Genomic DNA, 15,004 nt, shown 5'->3' with positions numbered 1-15,004 from the left:
CTGCGGCAGCCGAGGAGACGCCCCGATGCGGCACCGGCCCCCGGTTCAGCCCCCGGACCGGGACGACATGGCCAGCCGCCCCGGCCCTGGCACCGGGTTCAGCTGCGCCAGACGTCGCTCGTCAGCGTGACCTTGCCGGAGGACGGCACCGTCGCCGTGCGGTTCGCGCCGCTCTCCCAGGTGACGTTGCCGCTCGCGTCCTTGCGGAGGTACTTGTACTCGAACGACGTACCGGCAGGCATGTTCACATCGAGCTTCCAGACCGGGTACGTGGCCGGGTCGAGCTTCAGCGCACTGCCGGTGTTCCAGTTGCCGAGGGCGGCCTGGTTGCCGGTCACGTAGATGTTCTGGCCCAGCTGCGTGGTGGCGCCGACGCCGAACGAGGCGCCGGAGGTGCTGGTGCCCGGGTCCGTGGTGCCGCCGCCCGCGCAGGTACGGGCGTTCACCTGGAGCGCCAGGGCCGTGTCGGCGCCGAGCGTCGCGGTGAACCGGCCGGAGCCGTCGACGGTGACGCCGTTGCCGGACTGGATGTCGCAGTAGTCACCGGCGGGCAGCGACGTGTGGAACGTACGGGTCAGCGAGGAGGCCTCGTGGTTGATCGCGACATACGCCTTGGAGCCGCGGCCGAACGCGATCTGGTCGCCGCCGTTGTCCCACCAGTCGGTGACGGACTCGCCTCGTGCGGTGTTGCGGAAGCCGACCATGGAGGAGATCTCGCGCCAGGCGTGCTGGCACTTCCAGCCGTCGCTGTAACAGGCGTTCACCGTGCCACTGTTGGGCGGACCGGCGTCCTTGTCGGTCCACTCGTAGCCGGAGTGGACGTCGGGCGAGCCGTACGGCCAGGCCAGCATGAAGACACTGGCGAGGGTGTAGTCGGCGCCGTCCTTGTAGTTCAGTGTGTCGCCGCCGCGCTCGGTGTCGTGGTTGTCGACGAAGACCGCGGCCTTCGACGACGCCATGAAGCCCCAGCCCTCGCCGAAGTTCTTCAGGTGGGCGAGGTTCTCGTTGTTGAAGACCTGCTTGAGGCTGCGGGCGTAGCGGAACTCCTGGACGTCCCCCGTGCCGGTGTACTCGTCGGGCGAGACTGCCTCGCCCGCGCCGTAGATCGCCTCCTGCTTCCAGTAGACGCCGGGGTTGCTCAGCCGGGACTTGATGTTGGCGAGATCGGCCGCGGGCATGTGCTTGGCGGCGTCGATGCGGAAACCGTCGACGCCGAGGGAGAGCAGATCGTCAAGGTATGCGGCGATCCTGCCGCGGACGTAGTCCTCACCGGTGTCCAGGTCGGCGAGGCCGACGAGTTCGCAGTTCTGGACGTTGGCCCGGTCCTGGTAGTTGCTGATCTGCGCGGTGCAGTCGTCCATGTCGGCCGCGGAGTACACGCCGGGGTAGTTGTACTTGGTGTACGAGGAGCCGCCGGTGCCGGTGCCCGATCCCGCCGACATGTGGTTGATGACGGAGTCGGCGACGACCTTGACGCCCGCGCTGTGACAGGTACTGACCATGTTGGCGAAGGAGGCGCGGTCACCGAGCCGTCCGGCGATCCGATAGCCGACCGGCTGGTACGAGGTCCACCACTGGCCGCCCTGGATGTGTTCCTGCGGCGGCGAGACCTGTACGTAGCCGTAGCCGGCCGGGCCGAGGGAGTCCGTGCACGCCTTGGCCACGGAGTCGAACTTCCACTCGAAGAGAACGGCGGTGACGTCCTTGTCGCCCGGGGTGGAGGCCTGGGCGGTCGTGGTGGGGGCCACGAGAGCGGCGGCCCCTGCTATCAGGGCGAGCGCTGCAGACAGTGGTCTGCGTGCCATGTTTCCTCCTGCTGTGGGGGAAATGCGGGTGACGGTGCAGCCTCACGTGGCAACGCGCCCTGCCCTCAAGGCTCCTGAAGGTTCTTGCTGCAAGAATGCAAACCTTGCCGCGGTGGAGACCGTACGAGCCCGTCCAGCCTCGGTCAACCCTTTGGGCACCACCCGCTCACATCCACGAAATACAGCAGATTTCTTTCTGCAAGGACTTACGCAAAACATTGCAGCGCTGTTAAGTTTCTCCCGACTCCGGTCCGGTCGGCCGGGGGTTCCGGTGACCCCGGACCCCACGCGCCCGGCCGGCCGGGCCGGTCACGGACAAGAGAGGCACCCGGAGTCGCTCACTCCCCGCCGGCCCATTCAGGGCCGACTCCCGGTGCCTCTCCTGTACGCCCGGACACCTTCGGGCCGGGCCTCAGACGCCGCGGAGCGCGGCGGTGGAGCCCCGTACCACCAGCTCCGGCTGGAACACATACTCCGTACGCTGCACGGGGCTGCCGCCGATCTCCTCCAGCAGGGCGCTCACCGCGGCCGCCGCCATCGCCTGTACGGGCTGCCGCACCGTCGTCAGCGGCGGATCGGTGAACGCGATCAGCTGCGAGTCGTCGAAGCCGACCACAGACACATCGCGCGGCACGTCGAGCCCGCGCTCCCGGGCCGCACGCACCACGCCGAGCGCCATCAGGTCGCTGCCGCAGACGATGCCGGTGCACCCCTGGTCGAGCAGCGCACCGGCCGCGACCTGGCCGCCCTCGACGCTGAACAGCGTGGAACGGACGAGGAGTTCGGCCTCGGCGCGGCCCAGGCCCAGCAGGTTCACGGCGGCCTCGACGAAGCCCTCCCGTTTGCGGCGGGACGGCACATAACGCTGCGGTCCGATGGCCAGGCCGACCCTGCGGTGCCCGAGATCGGCGAGGTGTCCGACGGCCATCCGTACGGCGGCGGAGTCGTCGGGTGAGACGAACGGGGCACTGATCCGTTCGTTGTAGCCATTGATCAGGACGAACGGCACGCCGCGGTCGGTGAGCGCGGCGTACCTGGCCGGGTCGGCCGACATGTCGGCGTGCAGCCCGGAGAGGAAGACGATCCCGCCGACGCCCCGTTCGACGAGCTGCTCGACGAGTTCGTCCTCGGTGGCGCCGCCGGGCAGCTGGGTGCAGAGCACCGGGGTGTAACCGTGCCCGGCCAGTACCTGTTCGACGGACTGCGCGAACGCCGGGAAGATCGGGTTGATGAGCTCGGGCGTCACCAGTCCGATCAGCCCGGCGCTGCGCCGGCGCAGCCGTACGGGGCGTTCGTAGCCGAGGATGTCCAGCGCGGCAAGCACCCGCTGACGCGTGGTGTCCGCGACGCCCGGTTTCCCGTTGAGCACCCGGCTGACGGTCGCCTCGCTGACCGCTGCCTGGCCGGCGATGTCCGAGAGCCTCGGCGCACCGCCCGCTCTGGGCAGGGGGACGGTCACACCGTCCACCACACCGTGGTGTCCGCGGGCAGCTCGATCTCGGCGCCGTCGGCGGCGACCGGGGTGCTGGACAGCAGGACGGTGCCGCGTACGGGGATGCGTACCGGACGGCCTGTCGTGTTGACGGTGCAGACGAATCCGGGGCGGGCGAAGATCAGCAGACCCTCGGGGGCCTGGAGCCACTCCACCGCGGTGCCGGCACCGAGCCCCGGGTGCACCCGGCGGGCGGCGATCGCGGCCCGGTACAGCTCCAGCGTGGAGCCCGCGTCGCCGGTCTGCGCCTCGACGCTCAGCGCGCCCCAGCTGTCGGGCTGGGGCAGCCAGCTGCCGCCGCTGCCGAAGCCGTACGAGGAGCCGGTCCGCGTCCACGGGATCGGCACCCGGCAGCCGTCGCGGAAACCGTCCTGGCCCTCGGCGCGGAAGAACGACGGGTCCTGACGGGCCTCGTCGGGCAGGTCGGTGACGTCGGGCAGGCCCAGCTCCTCGCCCTGGTAGACGTACGCGGAACCGGGCAGCGCCAGCATCAGCAGGGTGGCGGCGCGGGCCCGGCGCAGGCCCAGCTCGCGGTCGCCGGCGTCACGGATCTGGGTGCCGAGGCCGGGCGGGTTGGCGAACCGGGTGGTGTGCCGGGTCACGTCGTGGTTGGAGAGCACCCAGGTGGTGGGGGCGCCGACCGGACGCATCGCGTCCAGCGAGGTGTCGATGACCTTGCGGAGCTCGGCGGCGTCCCAGGCGGTGGACAGGTACTGGAAGTTGAACGCCTGGTGCATCTCATCGGGGCGCACATAGTTGGCGGTGCGCTCGACTGTGGGGGTCCAGGCCTCTGCGACGGCGATGCGTTCGCCGGGGTACTCGTCGAGGATGGTGCGCCAGGAGCGGTAGATCTCATGGACCCCGTCCTGGTCGAAGAACGGCATGACGTCGTTGCCGAGCAGCTTGAGCTGATCGTGGGTGCCGAGGTCGGGCAGGCCCTCGGCCTTGACGAGGCCGTGGGCGACGTCGACCCGGAAGCCGTCGACACCCATGTCGAGCCAGAAGCGCAGGATCGAGCGGAACTCGTCGGCGACGGCCGGGTGTTCCCAGTTGAAGTCGGGCTGCTCGGGCGCGAAGAGGTGGAGGTACCAGTCGCCGGGGGTGCCGTCCGGGTCGGTGGTCCGGGTCCAGGCGGGGCCGCCGAAGATGGACTCCCAGTCGTTGGGCGGGAGTTCGCCGTCCGCGCCCTTGCCGGGGCGGAAGTGGTAGCGCTCGCGCAGCGCGGAGCCGGGGCCCTCGGCGAGGGCGCGCTTGAACCACTCGTGCTGGTCGGAGGAGTGGTTGGGCACCAGGTCCACGATGATCCGCAGGCCCAGGTCGTGGGCGTCCCGGATCAGCGCGTCGGCATCCAGCAGGGTGCCGAACATCGGGTCGATGGCACGGTAGTCGGCGACGTCGTAGCCCGCGTCGGCCTGCGGGGACGCGTAGAACGGGCTGAGCCAGACCGCGTCGACGCCGAGGTCCTTGAGGTACGGAAGTCTGTCCCGTACGCCTGCGAGATCGCCCATGCCGTCGCCGTTGCCGTCGGCGAAGCTCCGCGGATAGACCTGGTAGATCACCGCGTCCTGCCACCAGCCGGTGCGGTGGCCCGGAGCGTCGTCGGACGTGCCGATGGAGGGGGCAGCGAGGTGCTGGGTCATGTCGTCCCTGGGGTGTCTGGGTGGGGGGCGTCGCCGGGACCGGGTCGGGATTCCGGCGACGCCGTGACTTGGTGCGTGCGGGTCGTACGGGGCGTGCTGCGTCAGCCCTTGACGGCTCCGGCGGACATGCCGGTGACCAGATGGCGCTGGGCGAAGAGGAAGACCAGGGCCGCGGGTATCGCGATGAGCACGGACGCGGCGGTCATCGGCCCCCACTGGGCTCCGTACTGGTTGACGAAGAGCTGCAGTCCGCCCGCGAGGGTGAGGTTGTCCTCGCCGACCATGAAGGCGGAGGCGTACGCCACTTCGCCCCACGCGGTGATGAAGGAGTAGAACGCGGTGACGGCGAGGCCGGGCTTGGCGAGCGGCAGGATGAGCCGCCAGAACGTGCCGAACGGGGTGAGGCCGTCGACCTGCCCGGACTCGTCGATCTCGCGCGGGATGGTGTCGAAGAAGCCCTTCATCATCCAGGCACAGAACGGCACCGAGATGGTGAGGTAGGTGATGACGAGGCCGGCGGGCTGATTCAGCAGCCCCATGCCGGCCATGATGTTGTAGATCGGCACGATGAGGACGGCGACCGGGAACATCTGGGTGATCAGCAGCGTCCACATCAGCCCGCGCTTGCCGGGGAAGCGGAAGCGGCTGACGGCATAGCCGGTGGAGGCGGAGATGATGACGCCGAGAAGCGTGGTGAGCCCCGCGACGAGCAGGGAGTTGCCGAACCAGGTGAGGAACTTCGTGTCCCGGATCAGGTTCGTGTAGTTCTCGAACGTGGTCTCTTTGAAGAAGTCCGTGGTCGTCGCGTACGCGGCGGGCTTCAGCGAGGTGAGCAGGACCCACAGCACGGGGAAGACGGCGATCACGGACGCGACGATGAGCGTGAGGTGCAGCCCGACGGAGGCGATCGGCGAACGCTCGCCGCGCAGCCGGACCTTGCGCGCGGAGTGCCGTGCGGAGGTCGCCGGAACGGTGGTTGCGGGGGCGGTGGTCACCAGTCGTCTCCCTGGGTGCGCAGGACTCGCCGGTAAACGGCGGCGAAGATCATCAGGAGTACGAGGATCAGCACGCCCCAGGTGGAGGACTGCGCGAAGTCGCGCGGGCTGATCTCGAAGGAGAACTTGTACGCCTGGGTGACCAGGATCTGGGTGGCTTCGCCGGGTCCGCCGCGGGTCAGCAGGTAGATCACCGGGAACATGTTGAAGGTCCAGATGGTGGAGAGCAGGATCACCGTGGTGGAGACCGGCCGCAGTCCGGGCAGCGTGATGTGGCGGAACCGCTGCCAGGCGGTGGCGCCGTCCATCTCCGCGGCCTCGTACTGCTCGCTGGGGATCGACTGCAGTCCGCCGAGCAGGGCGACCATCATGAACGGCACACCGAGCCAGACGTTGACGGCGATGACGGCGAGCTTGGCCCAGGTGGGGTCGTTGAGCCACGGGACGGCGTCGATTCCGCCACCGGAGAGGATCTTGTTGAGCAGCCCGCGGTCCTCGTTGTAGAGGAAGCGCCAGGCGAAGACGGAGACGAAGCCGGGGATGGCCCAGGGCAGGATGAGCGCCATCCGGTACGCGGAGCGTCCGGCGATCCTGCGGTTGAGGATATTGGCGAGGGCCATGCCGAGGGAGAAGGTGATGGCCACACAGGAGACCGTCCACACCAGGGTCCACCCGAGCGTGCCGAGGAACTGATCGCCGGTGAGGGCGTCGGCGTAGTTGTCCAGGCCCACGAACTTGTACGTGGCGGGCATGTGGTTGACACCGATGGACCGCTCGACGTTGCGCTCATTGGCATCGGTCATCGACAGGTAGATGCCGCGGACCAGCGGATAGCCGATGATCACGCCGATCACGACGACGACCGGGGCGACCATGGTCCAGGCATACCAGTGGGTCGACAGAGCCCGCCGGAGCCTGCTCGGCGGCGGGGGGGTGCCAGTACCGCGGCTCCGGCCGCGGGCGACGTCGTCGCCCGCGGCCTTCGCCACCGACTGGCTGGTGTGGACAGCCATCAGTCGGCCTGCCTTCCTGTTACTTCCAGCCCTTGAGGAGCTTGCGGTAGGAGTCGCCGGTCGTCTTGACGGCCTTCTCCGGCGTGGTCTGGCCGGTCAGGACCTTGGTGTACTCGGTGACGAGCGGCGCGAAGAGGCTGCCGGTCTCCGGGATCCAGGGGCGCTCGACGGCGGTCTCGACGACGGGCTTGAAGAAGCCGACGATCTCGTTGTCGACGACGTCCTGCTTGGCGTAGGCGGAGGTACGGGTCGGCAGGAGGCTCAGCTCCTTGGTGACCTTGGCCTGGGTGTCGGCGGACGTCATGTAGTCGACGAACGCGTAGGAGGCGTCGAGGTTCTTCGAGCCCGCGTAGACGGCCAGGTTGTGACCGCCCTGCGGGGCGCCCTGCGCGGCGGAACCGGCCGGGACCGGGGCGATGCCCAGGTTGGCCTTGTCCTTGAACTCCTTGCCGGCGTAGGTGTCGGCGACGGCCCACGGGCCGTTGATCATCATGGCGACCTTGCCGTCCTTGAAGGACGCCTGCATGTTCTCCCAGCCGTCCGTGGCATCGGTCTTGGCCGCACCGGAGTCGACGAGGTCCTTGACGACCTTCATCGCCTTGACGCCGTCGGGGTTGTCGATGGTGACGGACTTGGTGGAGGCGTCGACCATGTCGCCGCCCTCGCCGTACAGGAAGGAGAGGAACCAGTACGCGTCGTCGCCGCGCAGGTACATACCGGTCTTGCCGGTCTTGTCCTTGATCTTCTTGGAGACGGTCTTCAGCTCGTCGACGGTCTTGGGCACCTCGACGCCGGCCTCCTTGAAGATCTTCTTGTTGTAGAAGATGCCCATGGAGTCGATGACCTGCGGCACCGCGTACGTCTTGCCGTTGTACTTGGTGGACGCGGCGGCCTGCTTCAGGAAGTCGTCCGGCCTCTTCAGCGCGGAGGTGCCATCGAGCGGGGCCAGGTAGCCGAGGTCTGCGAACTCGGGGGTCCAGGCGACCTCGGAGCGGATGACGTCGGGTGCGTCGGAGCCGGACTGGGCCGCGTTCTTGAACTTGTTCTGCGCGTCGCCGAAGGGCACGTTGACGTACTTGATGTGGACCTTCGGGTGCTGCTTGGTGAAGTCCTCAGCGATCTTCTTGAAGACCTTGTCCTCGCTGCCCGCGGTGGAGGTGTCCCACCACGTCACCGTGCCGGAGAGCTCGCCCGAGCTCTTGCTCGTGCCGTCGGACTCGCTGTCGCTGCCGCAGGCGGTCGCCGCAAGCGCCAGGGCCGCGACCAGGGCGGTGGCCGTTATGCCACGTCGCATCTGAACTCCTTCAACTGCCGTACCGCTCCGTCGCGGCGCCGGGTCGACGTGAACGTAACAAGGATGAAAGAACGCCGAAAGAGTTTGCGGAAGATTTCTGCAAGCGTCGGCGATCGTTACATTCGCGTGTCCTCACGGTTGCCGTCAAGCCTCTTGACGCGAGCCGTCGATCCCTGACAGTGGCAGGCCACAGCCCTCGATCCCGTAGTGCGACGATCTGACTGCGATCCGCAATCCGGGCTCGCAAGACCTTGCAAGATGTTGCCGCGATCCCACCCCGGAGCACCCCACAGGTACGGTCGTCCGATTCCTGTGGATGGTGGGCAATCCGACATACGCCCGGTACAGTCCACTTCCATGACCGCACGGCTTGCCGATATCGCAACTCAGGCGGGGGTCAGCGAAGCGACGGTCAGCCGTGTACTGAACGGCAAGCCCGGTGTTGCAGCGGCCACCCGTGAATCCGTTCTCGCCGCGCTCGACGTCCTCGGCTACGAACGGCCCGTACGGCTGCGCAGGCGCAGCGCGGGACTGGTCGGGCTGATCACGCCCGAGCTGGAGAACCCCATCTTCCCGGCGCTGGCCCAGGTCATCGGCCAGGCGCTGACCCGGCAGGGCTACACCCCGGTGCTGGCGACCCAGACCCCCGGCGGCTCCACCGAGGACGAGCTGACCGAGATGCTGGTCGACCGTGGTGTCTCGGGCATCATCTTCGTCTCCGGGCTGCACGCCGACACCTCGGCCGATATGCAGCGCTACGAGCAACTGCGCGCCCAGGGCGTCCCGTTCGTCCTCGTGAACGGCTTCTCGCCCAAGGTGCAGGCGCCGTTCATCTCGCCGGACGACCGGGCCGCGATGCGGCTCGCGGTGACGCATCTCGTGTCGCTGGGCCATCAGCGGATCGGCCTGGCGGTAGGGCCCAAGCGGTTCGTGCCGGTCCTGCGCAAGATCGAGGGCTTCCGTTCCACCGTGCAGGAGCAGTTGAACCTCGCCCCGGACGAGGTGGAGGAGCTGATCCAGCACTCGCTGTTCACCCTGGAGGGCGGGCAGGCCGCCGCGTCGGCGCTGATGGAGCGGGGTTGCACGGCGGTGGTGTGCGCGAGCGACATGATGGCGCTCGGCGCGATCAGGGCTGCTCGCCGGCTGTCGCTGGAGGTGCCGCGCGATCTGTCCGTGGTCGGTTACGACGATTCGCCGCTCATAGCGTTCACCGATCCGCCGTTGACCACGATCCGTCAGCCGGTCACGGCAATGGGCCAGGCCGCCGTGCGCACCCTCCTGGAGGAGATCGGCGGCACACCCGCTCCGCACAGCGAGTTCGTCTTCATGCCCGAACTGGTCGTTCGCGGTTCAACGGCCGCAGGTCCCGGGCCCGCTCCGGCCTCCGACGCCGGAGCTGTTCCAGGATCGCACGCCCACTCCTAGCGCGCAGTACCAGCAGTCAGATGTGCAGCCCCGAACCGATCGGAGGATGATCGGGCGGGGGGAAGATTTCTGGCAGACTCTGTGCCTATGGGTGAATTGAGCGTGACGTCACAGGAAGGCCGACCGGAGGCCACCCCGTCACCCATCGTGGACGAGGCGGCCCCCACGGCGAACGCTCGGCAGAACGCCGGGTGGCAGGGCGGCGGCCCGGCGAGACTGCGTTCCCTGCGATCCCCTCGCCGGCCGCGCATCTGGTTCGAAATCCTGCTGATTGCGGCCAGTTACTGGGTGTACTCGCTGGTGCGCAACGCCGTCCCCGAGCAGAAGGCCGAGGCCCTGCACAATGCCGACCGGATCTGGTCGGTCGAGACCTACCTGGGCATCGCCGTGGAGCAGACGGTCAACCATGCGGTGAATTCCGTGACATGGCTGATCGTGTCGATGAACTACTACTACGCGACACTGCACTTCATCGTCACCGTCTGTGTGCTGGTGTGGCTGTTCCACCGTCACCCCGGCCGTTACGCGGCGGCCCGTCTGGCCCTGTTCGCGACCACGGCCGTGGCACTGCTCGGCTACTACTTGTATCCACTGGCACCGCCCCGCCTGATGAACGGCGGTCACTTCATCGACACCGTCCTGGTCCATCAGACGTGGGGATCGATGGCCTCGGGCAACTTCAAGAACATGTCGAACCAGTACGCGGCGATGCCCTCGATGCACATCGGCTGGTCGCTCTGGTGCGGCCTGACCATCTTCGCGCTGGCCTACGCACCCTGGGCGCGCATCCTGGGCCTGCTCTACCCGGCGGTCACCCTGCTGGTGATCGTGTCGACCGCCAACCACTTCTGGCTGGACGCGCTGGGTGGCATGACGTGTCTGGCCTTCGGTTACGCGCTCTCGTACGCGTGGTACGGCTCGCTGCCGCACCACCTCCCGAAGCGGGTTCCGCTGCCGCGGGGGAAGTCGCGGCCGGCCGGCCTGTCCGCGGGCACACCGATCCGGACGCAACGCCCGGCGACGGACGCGGCAGCACGCAATTCAAGCCCGTCCGGCGTTTGAGGACCGGGGTCCGGGGCGGAGCCGCGTATCGACGCTGCCGGGAAGGGGCGGGCAGGGGACAGGCCCGCCGCAGGCGCCCACGCCGCCCCGCCCCACCTCACCCCCTGTACACCACACGCCCCCCCGCACACCGTGACCCTCACCGGTGCCTCTCCCACCTCGTCCGCCGGGGCAAGCACCGGGTCCACCCCGAGCGCCGTCAGATCGGCCCGGTATCCCACGGCGATCCGCCCTGCCACGTCCTGCTCCCCGGCAGCGACCGCCGCGTGCGATGTGCATCTCTCCAGCGCCATCAGCCCTGTCAGCGCCTGCTCAGCGGTGACCGGCTCGGTGTCGTACGCCCCGGGCAGCCGCCGCAGCCGGGCCGTGGCCAGCACCTGCCGTACGTCGTAGTGGGCGATCGGCCAGTCCGAGCCCAGCGCCAGATACGCCCCGGCATCGCGCAGGTCCCGGCAGCGCCAGGCCCGGCCGGCCTGCTCGTCGCCGAGGCGTTTCGACCACTCGTCGGTGTGGTCGGCACGGGTGTACGCGGTGTGCGTGGGCTGCATCGAGGCGATCACCCCGAGCGAGGCGAACCGGGCGGCCAGGCCCTGCGGCACGGTCTCGATGTGCTCGATGCGGTGGCGGAGCCGGCCGCTCTCCCCCAGCGCCTCCACCGTGTCCAGCACATGCCGCACGGCCGCGTCCCCGATGGTGTGCGTGGCGGTCCCCACCCCGGCGTGGTGCAGATCGTGAACAGCAGCGGTGTACGCCTCCGGGTCCGGCCAGAACGCCTCGGTGCCCTCCCCGTGGCAGTCGGCGTGCTCCAGCCACGCCCGGCCTGGTCGATGCGCACAGCCACCCCGTCTGGGGCCTGGAGATGGCCACCGGCACGGACCTCACCGCCATGTGGGAACTCCCCGACGACATCACGACACCCCGCCTCGCGGAGGCCCTGGCCGCGGTGGGCACGGGCCGGGCGGATGCGGCGTTCGAACTGGCGCTGGGCGCGTTCATCGGACACTGCCGCGCACGGCTGGACGCGGAGGACGCATCAAGCCGGTCCGGCGCTTGAGGCCGTCCTCCAGCCGGTCCGGCGCTTGAGGACGCACCGAGCCGCCCGGCCCTGAGGACATCTCTTCAACCCGTCCGGGGCTTGAGGACCGGGGCTCCGGGGCGGAGCCCCGAAAGGCCCCGCGCCGTAGCGGGCCCCCCTCACGCGCCGTAGAACCGCTCCTCCACCACTGCCCGCGCCCGCCTCGTAATCCGCCGGTAGTCGTCCAGCATGTCCCCGACATGCCCCGGCTCGTACCCCAAGTACCGCCCCACCGCCGTGAGTTCACGCGGCCCCGACGGAAACGTGTCGCCCGGCCGCCCCCGCACCAGCATCACCGCATTGCGGACCCGCGTCGCCAGCACCCACGCCTCGTCCAGCGTCTGCGCGTCCTCGACCGAGATCAGCTCCGCCGCGCACGCCGCGGCCAGCGCCTCGCGGGTACGGGTCGTCCGCAGCCCCGGTTCCACCCAGCCGTGCTGCATCTGCATCAGCTGGACCGTCCACTCGACATCGCTCAGCCCGCCGCGCCCCAGCTTGGTGTGGAGCGTCGGGTCCGCGCCGCGCGGCAGCCGTTCGGACTCCATCCGGGCCTTCAGACGGCGGATCTCGCGGACCGCGTCCTCCCCGAGGCCCTCCATCGGGTAGCGCAGCGGATCGATCAACTCGATGAAGTCACGACCGAGTTCCTCGTCACCGGCCATCGGCTCGGCGCGCAGCAGCGCCTGGCTCTCCCAGACCAGCGACCACCGCCGGTAGTAGGCCTCGTACGACCTCAGCGTACGCACCAGCGGCCCGCTCTTGCCCTCCGGCCGCAGATCCGCGTCGATGATCAACGGCGGGTCGGTGGTGGGCAGTTGCAGCAGTCTCCGCATCTCGGACACCACCTGGTTCGCGGCCCGGCCCGCCTCCTGCTCGTCGACGCCCTCGCGCGGTGAGTGGACGAACAGCACATCGGCGTCGGAGCCGTATCCGAGCTCGTGTCCGCCGAAACGGCCCATGCCGATGACCGCGAACCGGGTGGGGAGGGTGTCCCCCCACTGTTCGCGCACGGCGGCGCGCAGGGCGCCCGCGATCGTGACGGCGTTGAGATCGGTGACAGCGTTGCCGACCCGGTCGACAAGGGCCCCCGGGTCCTGCTCGGCGGGCCTCTCCTCCGTACCGTACGAGCCGATGAGGTCCGCGGCCGTGGTCCGGAACAGCTCGCGCCGGCGCACCCCGCGGACCACGGCGACGGCGGATTCGGCACCCTCCGCGCGCCCCACCGCGGCCAGCACCTCCTGCTCCAGGTGCTCCCGGCTGCGCGGCTTCAGCCCCTGCGGATCACCGAGGAGCGCCACCGCCTCGGGCGCACGGAGCAGCAGGTCGGGGGCGAGACGGCCCGCCGAAAGCACCCGGGCGAGGTTCTCCGCGGCCGCGCCCTCGTCCCGCAGCAGCCGCAGGTACCAGGGGGTCTTGCCGAGTGCGTCGGACACCTTGCGGAAGCCGAGCAGCCCGGCGTCCGGATCGGCGGAGTCCGCGAACCAGCCGAGCAGCACCGGCAGCAGGGTGCGCTGGATGGCGGCCTTGCGGGTCACCCCGGACGACAGCGCCTCCAGGTGCCGCAGCGCGGCGGCCGGGTCGGCGTATCCGAGGGCTTCGAGCCGGTGCTTGGCCGCCTTCGCGCTGAGCCGGGTCTCGCCGGGCGCGAGCTGGGCGACGGCGTCGAGCAGCGGCCGGTAGAACAGCTTCTCGTGCAGCCGCCGCACCACGGAGGCGTGTCGCTTCCATGCCTGGTTGAGCTCGGTGATCGGGTCCGTACGCATCCCGAGGGAGCGCCCGAGCCGCCGCAGATCCGAGTCGTCCTCCGGGACCAGATGGGTGCGGCGCAGCCGGTAGAGCTGGATCCGGTGCTCCATTGCACGCAGAAAGCGGTACGCGTCGTCCAGTTGCGCGGCGTCCACCCGCCCCACATAGCCGCCCGCGGCGAGCGCCCGAAGGGCCTCCAGCGTGGTGCCGCTGTGCAGGGTGGCGTCGCTGCGGCCGTGCACCAGCTGGAGCAGCTGTACGGCGAATTCGACGTCCCGCAGCCCGCCGGGACCGAGCTTGATCTCGCGGTCGACGCGGTCGGCGGGGATGTTGTCGACGACTCGGCGGCGCATCTTCTGTACATCGGCGACGAAATTCTCGCGGTCCGCGGCCTGCCATACGAGCGGCGAGACGGCCTCGACGTACTCCGCGCCCAGTTCGGGATCGCCGGCCACCGGCCGGGCCTTGAGAAGCGCCTGGAACTCCCAGGTCTTGGCCCAGCGCTGGTAGTACGCGAGGTGCGAGGACAGCGTCCGTACGAGGGGCCCGTTGCGGCCCTCGGGACGGAGGTTGGCGTCGACGGGCCAGATGGTGCCCTCGACGGTCGTGTCGGAGCAGATCCGCATCATGTGCGCGGCCAGCCGGGTGGCGGCCTGTACGGCTGCGCTCTCCTCGTAGCCGTCGACGGGTTCCGCGACGAAGATGACGTCGACGTCGGAGACATAGTTCAGCTCGTGCCCACCGCACTTGCCCATCGCGATGACGGCGAGCCGGCACTGGGCGGCGTCGGAGGGTGCGGCCGTGCGGGCGATGGCGAGCGCCGCCCGCAGGGTCGCCGTGGCCAGATCGGCCAGTTCGGCGGCGGCCTCGGCGACGTCCGTCGTACCGCACACGTCGCGGGCCGCTATGGCCAGCAGGCACCGGCGGTAGGCGACGCGCAGCGAGTCGGGGTCGTCGGCCCCGGCGAGCCCCTGCTCGAATTCGGCCACCCCGGGGTGCAGATCGGTGGCCTCGTAGGTGACGAGCGCATGCCAGTCGCGGGGGTGGCGGGCGAGATGGTCACCGAGCGCCTCGGACGCCCCGAGCACCCCGAGCAGCCGGTCCCGCAGCGGTTTGGCGGTGACGAGGGTGTCCAGGAGGACCTGCCGCTCGTCCGGCTCCTCGGCCTCCACCAGCCGGACGACGCCGCGCAGTGCCAGATCGGGGTCGGCAGTGGCCCCGAGGGCGTCGAGCAGCACCGGATCGGAGCGTACGGACGACAGTTCGGGCAGGTCGAGGAGCCGCTCCGCGGCGGAGGGGTCGGTGAAACCGTGCCGCAGCAGTCGGGTGAACGTACTGCTCCTGCGCCCCGGCACCGTCGTCATTCCGTGCTCTCCTGCTCGCCGCCCACACACCATCCAGCGTTCCGAGCCTAGCCCCGCACCGATGAGTTCGTAGCGGGTGCGCCGTCCGCACTT

At 69.6% G+C, this 15,004-nt stretch carries 10 protein-coding genes and 1 pseudogene; 3 read left to right on the top strand and 8 right to left on the bottom strand.

The features are described 5' to 3' along the window. Positions 1–98: 98 nt before the first annotated feature. The 6 genes from NRF20_RS32000 to NRF20_RS31975 all read right to left on the bottom strand — a co-directional run bounded on the left by NRF20_RS32000 (position 99) and on the right by NRF20_RS31975 (position 8,239). Positions 99–1,805 (bottom strand): carbohydrate-binding module family 20 domain-containing protein, encoded by a 1,707-nt coding sequence (locus NRF20_RS32000; RefSeq protein ID WP_398631496.1) that lies wholly within the window; start codon positions 1,803–1,805, stop codon positions 99–101. 412 nt (positions 1,806–2,217) lie between these two features. After that, positions 2,218–3,276, bottom strand: a complete 1,059-nt coding sequence (locus NRF20_RS31995) for a LacI family DNA-binding transcriptional regulator (protein WP_398631495.1) — start codon at positions 3,274–3,276, stop codon at positions 2,218–2,220. Continuing rightward, complete coding sequence (locus NRF20_RS31990; protein WP_413753753.1) at positions 3,261–4,937, bottom strand: glycoside hydrolase family 13 protein; 1,677 nt, start codon at positions 4,935–4,937, stop codon at positions 3,261–3,263. The genes NRF20_RS31995 and NRF20_RS31990 overlap by 16 nt, the downstream gene beginning before the upstream one ends. Before the next feature lie 101 nt (positions 4,938–5,038). Then, a complete protein-coding gene (locus NRF20_RS31985; protein ID WP_413754629.1) occupies positions 5,039–5,935 on the bottom strand; it encodes a sugar ABC transporter permease in 897 nt (298 codons plus the stop codon). Continuing rightward, on the bottom strand, positions 5,929–6,945 hold the full coding sequence (locus NRF20_RS31980) for a carbohydrate ABC transporter permease (RefSeq protein ID WP_413753752.1): 1,017 nt from the start codon (positions 6,943–6,945) through the stop codon (positions 5,929–5,931). The genes NRF20_RS31985 and NRF20_RS31980 overlap by 7 nt, the downstream gene beginning before the upstream one ends. Before the next feature lie 19 nt (positions 6,946–6,964). After that, positions 6,965–8,239: an extracellular solute-binding protein gene (locus tag NRF20_RS31975; RefSeq protein ID WP_398631492.1), complete on the bottom strand. Its 1,275-nt coding sequence runs from the start codon at positions 8,237–8,239 to the stop codon at positions 6,965–6,967. A gap of 357 nt (positions 8,240–8,596) precedes the next feature. Here NRF20_RS31975 and NRF20_RS31970 point away from each other — a divergent pair, with 357 nt between their 5' ends. Further along, positions 8,597–9,664, top strand: a complete 1,068-nt coding sequence (locus NRF20_RS31970) for a LacI family DNA-binding transcriptional regulator (RefSeq protein WP_398631491.1) — start codon at positions 8,597–8,599, stop codon at positions 9,662–9,664. 87 nt (positions 9,665–9,751) lie between these two features. Further along, the gene (locus NRF20_RS31965) at positions 9,752–10,726 is read left to right on the top strand and encodes a phosphatase PAP2 family protein (protein ID WP_413753751.1); all 975 of its coding nucleotides are present in this window, start codon (positions 9,752–9,754) and stop codon (positions 10,724–10,726) included. 119 nt (positions 10,727–10,845) lie between these two features. Here the strand turns inward: NRF20_RS31965 and NRF20_RS31960 are convergent. Next, positions 10,846–11,547, bottom strand: a pseudogene (locus tag NRF20_RS31960) (amidohydrolase family protein); the annotation flags it as partial. A 38-nt stretch (positions 11,548–11,585) separates the two neighbouring features. On the opposite strand from NRF20_RS31960, the gene NRF20_RS31955 reads away from it, so the two are divergent. Then, positions 11,586–11,780: a hypothetical protein gene (locus NRF20_RS31955; protein ID WP_398631489.1), complete on the top strand. Its 195-nt coding sequence runs from the start codon at positions 11,586–11,588 to the stop codon at positions 11,778–11,780. A 140-nt stretch (positions 11,781–11,920) separates the two neighbouring features. On the opposite strand, the gene NRF20_RS31950 is transcribed toward NRF20_RS31955, so the two are convergent. After that, a complete protein-coding gene (locus tag NRF20_RS31950) occupies positions 11,921–14,911 on the bottom strand; it encodes a bifunctional [glutamine synthetase] adenylyltransferase/[glutamine synthetase]-adenylyl-L-tyrosine phosphorylase (RefSeq protein ID WP_413753750.1) in 2,991 nt (996 codons plus the stop codon). Between the last annotated feature and the right edge of the window lie 93 nt (positions 14,912–15,004).

The organism is Streptomyces sp. R-74717 (assembly GCF_047305335.1).
In the GTDB taxonomy this organism is placed as follows: Bacteria; Actinomycetota; Actinomycetes; order Streptomycetales; family Streptomycetaceae; genus Streptomyces; species Streptomyces atratus.
The sequence above is the reverse complement of the archived record's forward strand: the minus strand, read 5'-3'. Positions and strand labels throughout refer to the sequence as shown.

Excerpts from the sequence above, each read along its gene's own strand:
- NRF20_RS31955 (WP_398631489.1), top strand. The coding sequence starts at position 11,586 with ATGGCCACCGGCACGGACCTCACCGCCATGTGGGAACTCCCCGACGAC.
- NRF20_RS32000 (WP_398631496.1), bottom strand. The coding sequence starts at position 1,805 with ATGGCACGCAGACCACTGTCTGCAGCGCTCGCCCTGATAGCAGGGGCC.
- NRF20_RS31980 (WP_413753752.1), bottom strand. The coding sequence starts at position 6,945 with ATGGCTGTCCACACCAGCCAGTCGGTGGCGAAGGCCGCGGGCGACGAC.
- NRF20_RS31990 (WP_413753753.1), bottom strand. The coding sequence starts at position 4,937 with ATGACCCAGCACCTCGCTGCCCCCTCCATCGGCACGTCCGACGACGCT.
- NRF20_RS31950 (WP_413753750.1), bottom strand. The coding sequence starts at position 14,911 with ATGACGACGGTGCCGGGGCGCAGGAGCAGTACGTTCACCCGACTGCTG.
- NRF20_RS31970 (WP_398631491.1), top strand. The coding sequence starts at position 8,597 with ATGACCGCACGGCTTGCCGATATCGCAACTCAGGCGGGGGTCAGCGAA.
- NRF20_RS31965 (WP_413753751.1), top strand. The coding sequence starts at position 9,752 with ATGGGTGAATTGAGCGTGACGTCACAGGAAGGCCGACCGGAGGCCACC.
- NRF20_RS31975 (WP_398631492.1), bottom strand. The coding sequence starts at position 8,239 with ATGCGACGTGGCATAACGGCCACCGCCCTGGTCGCGGCCCTGGCGCTT.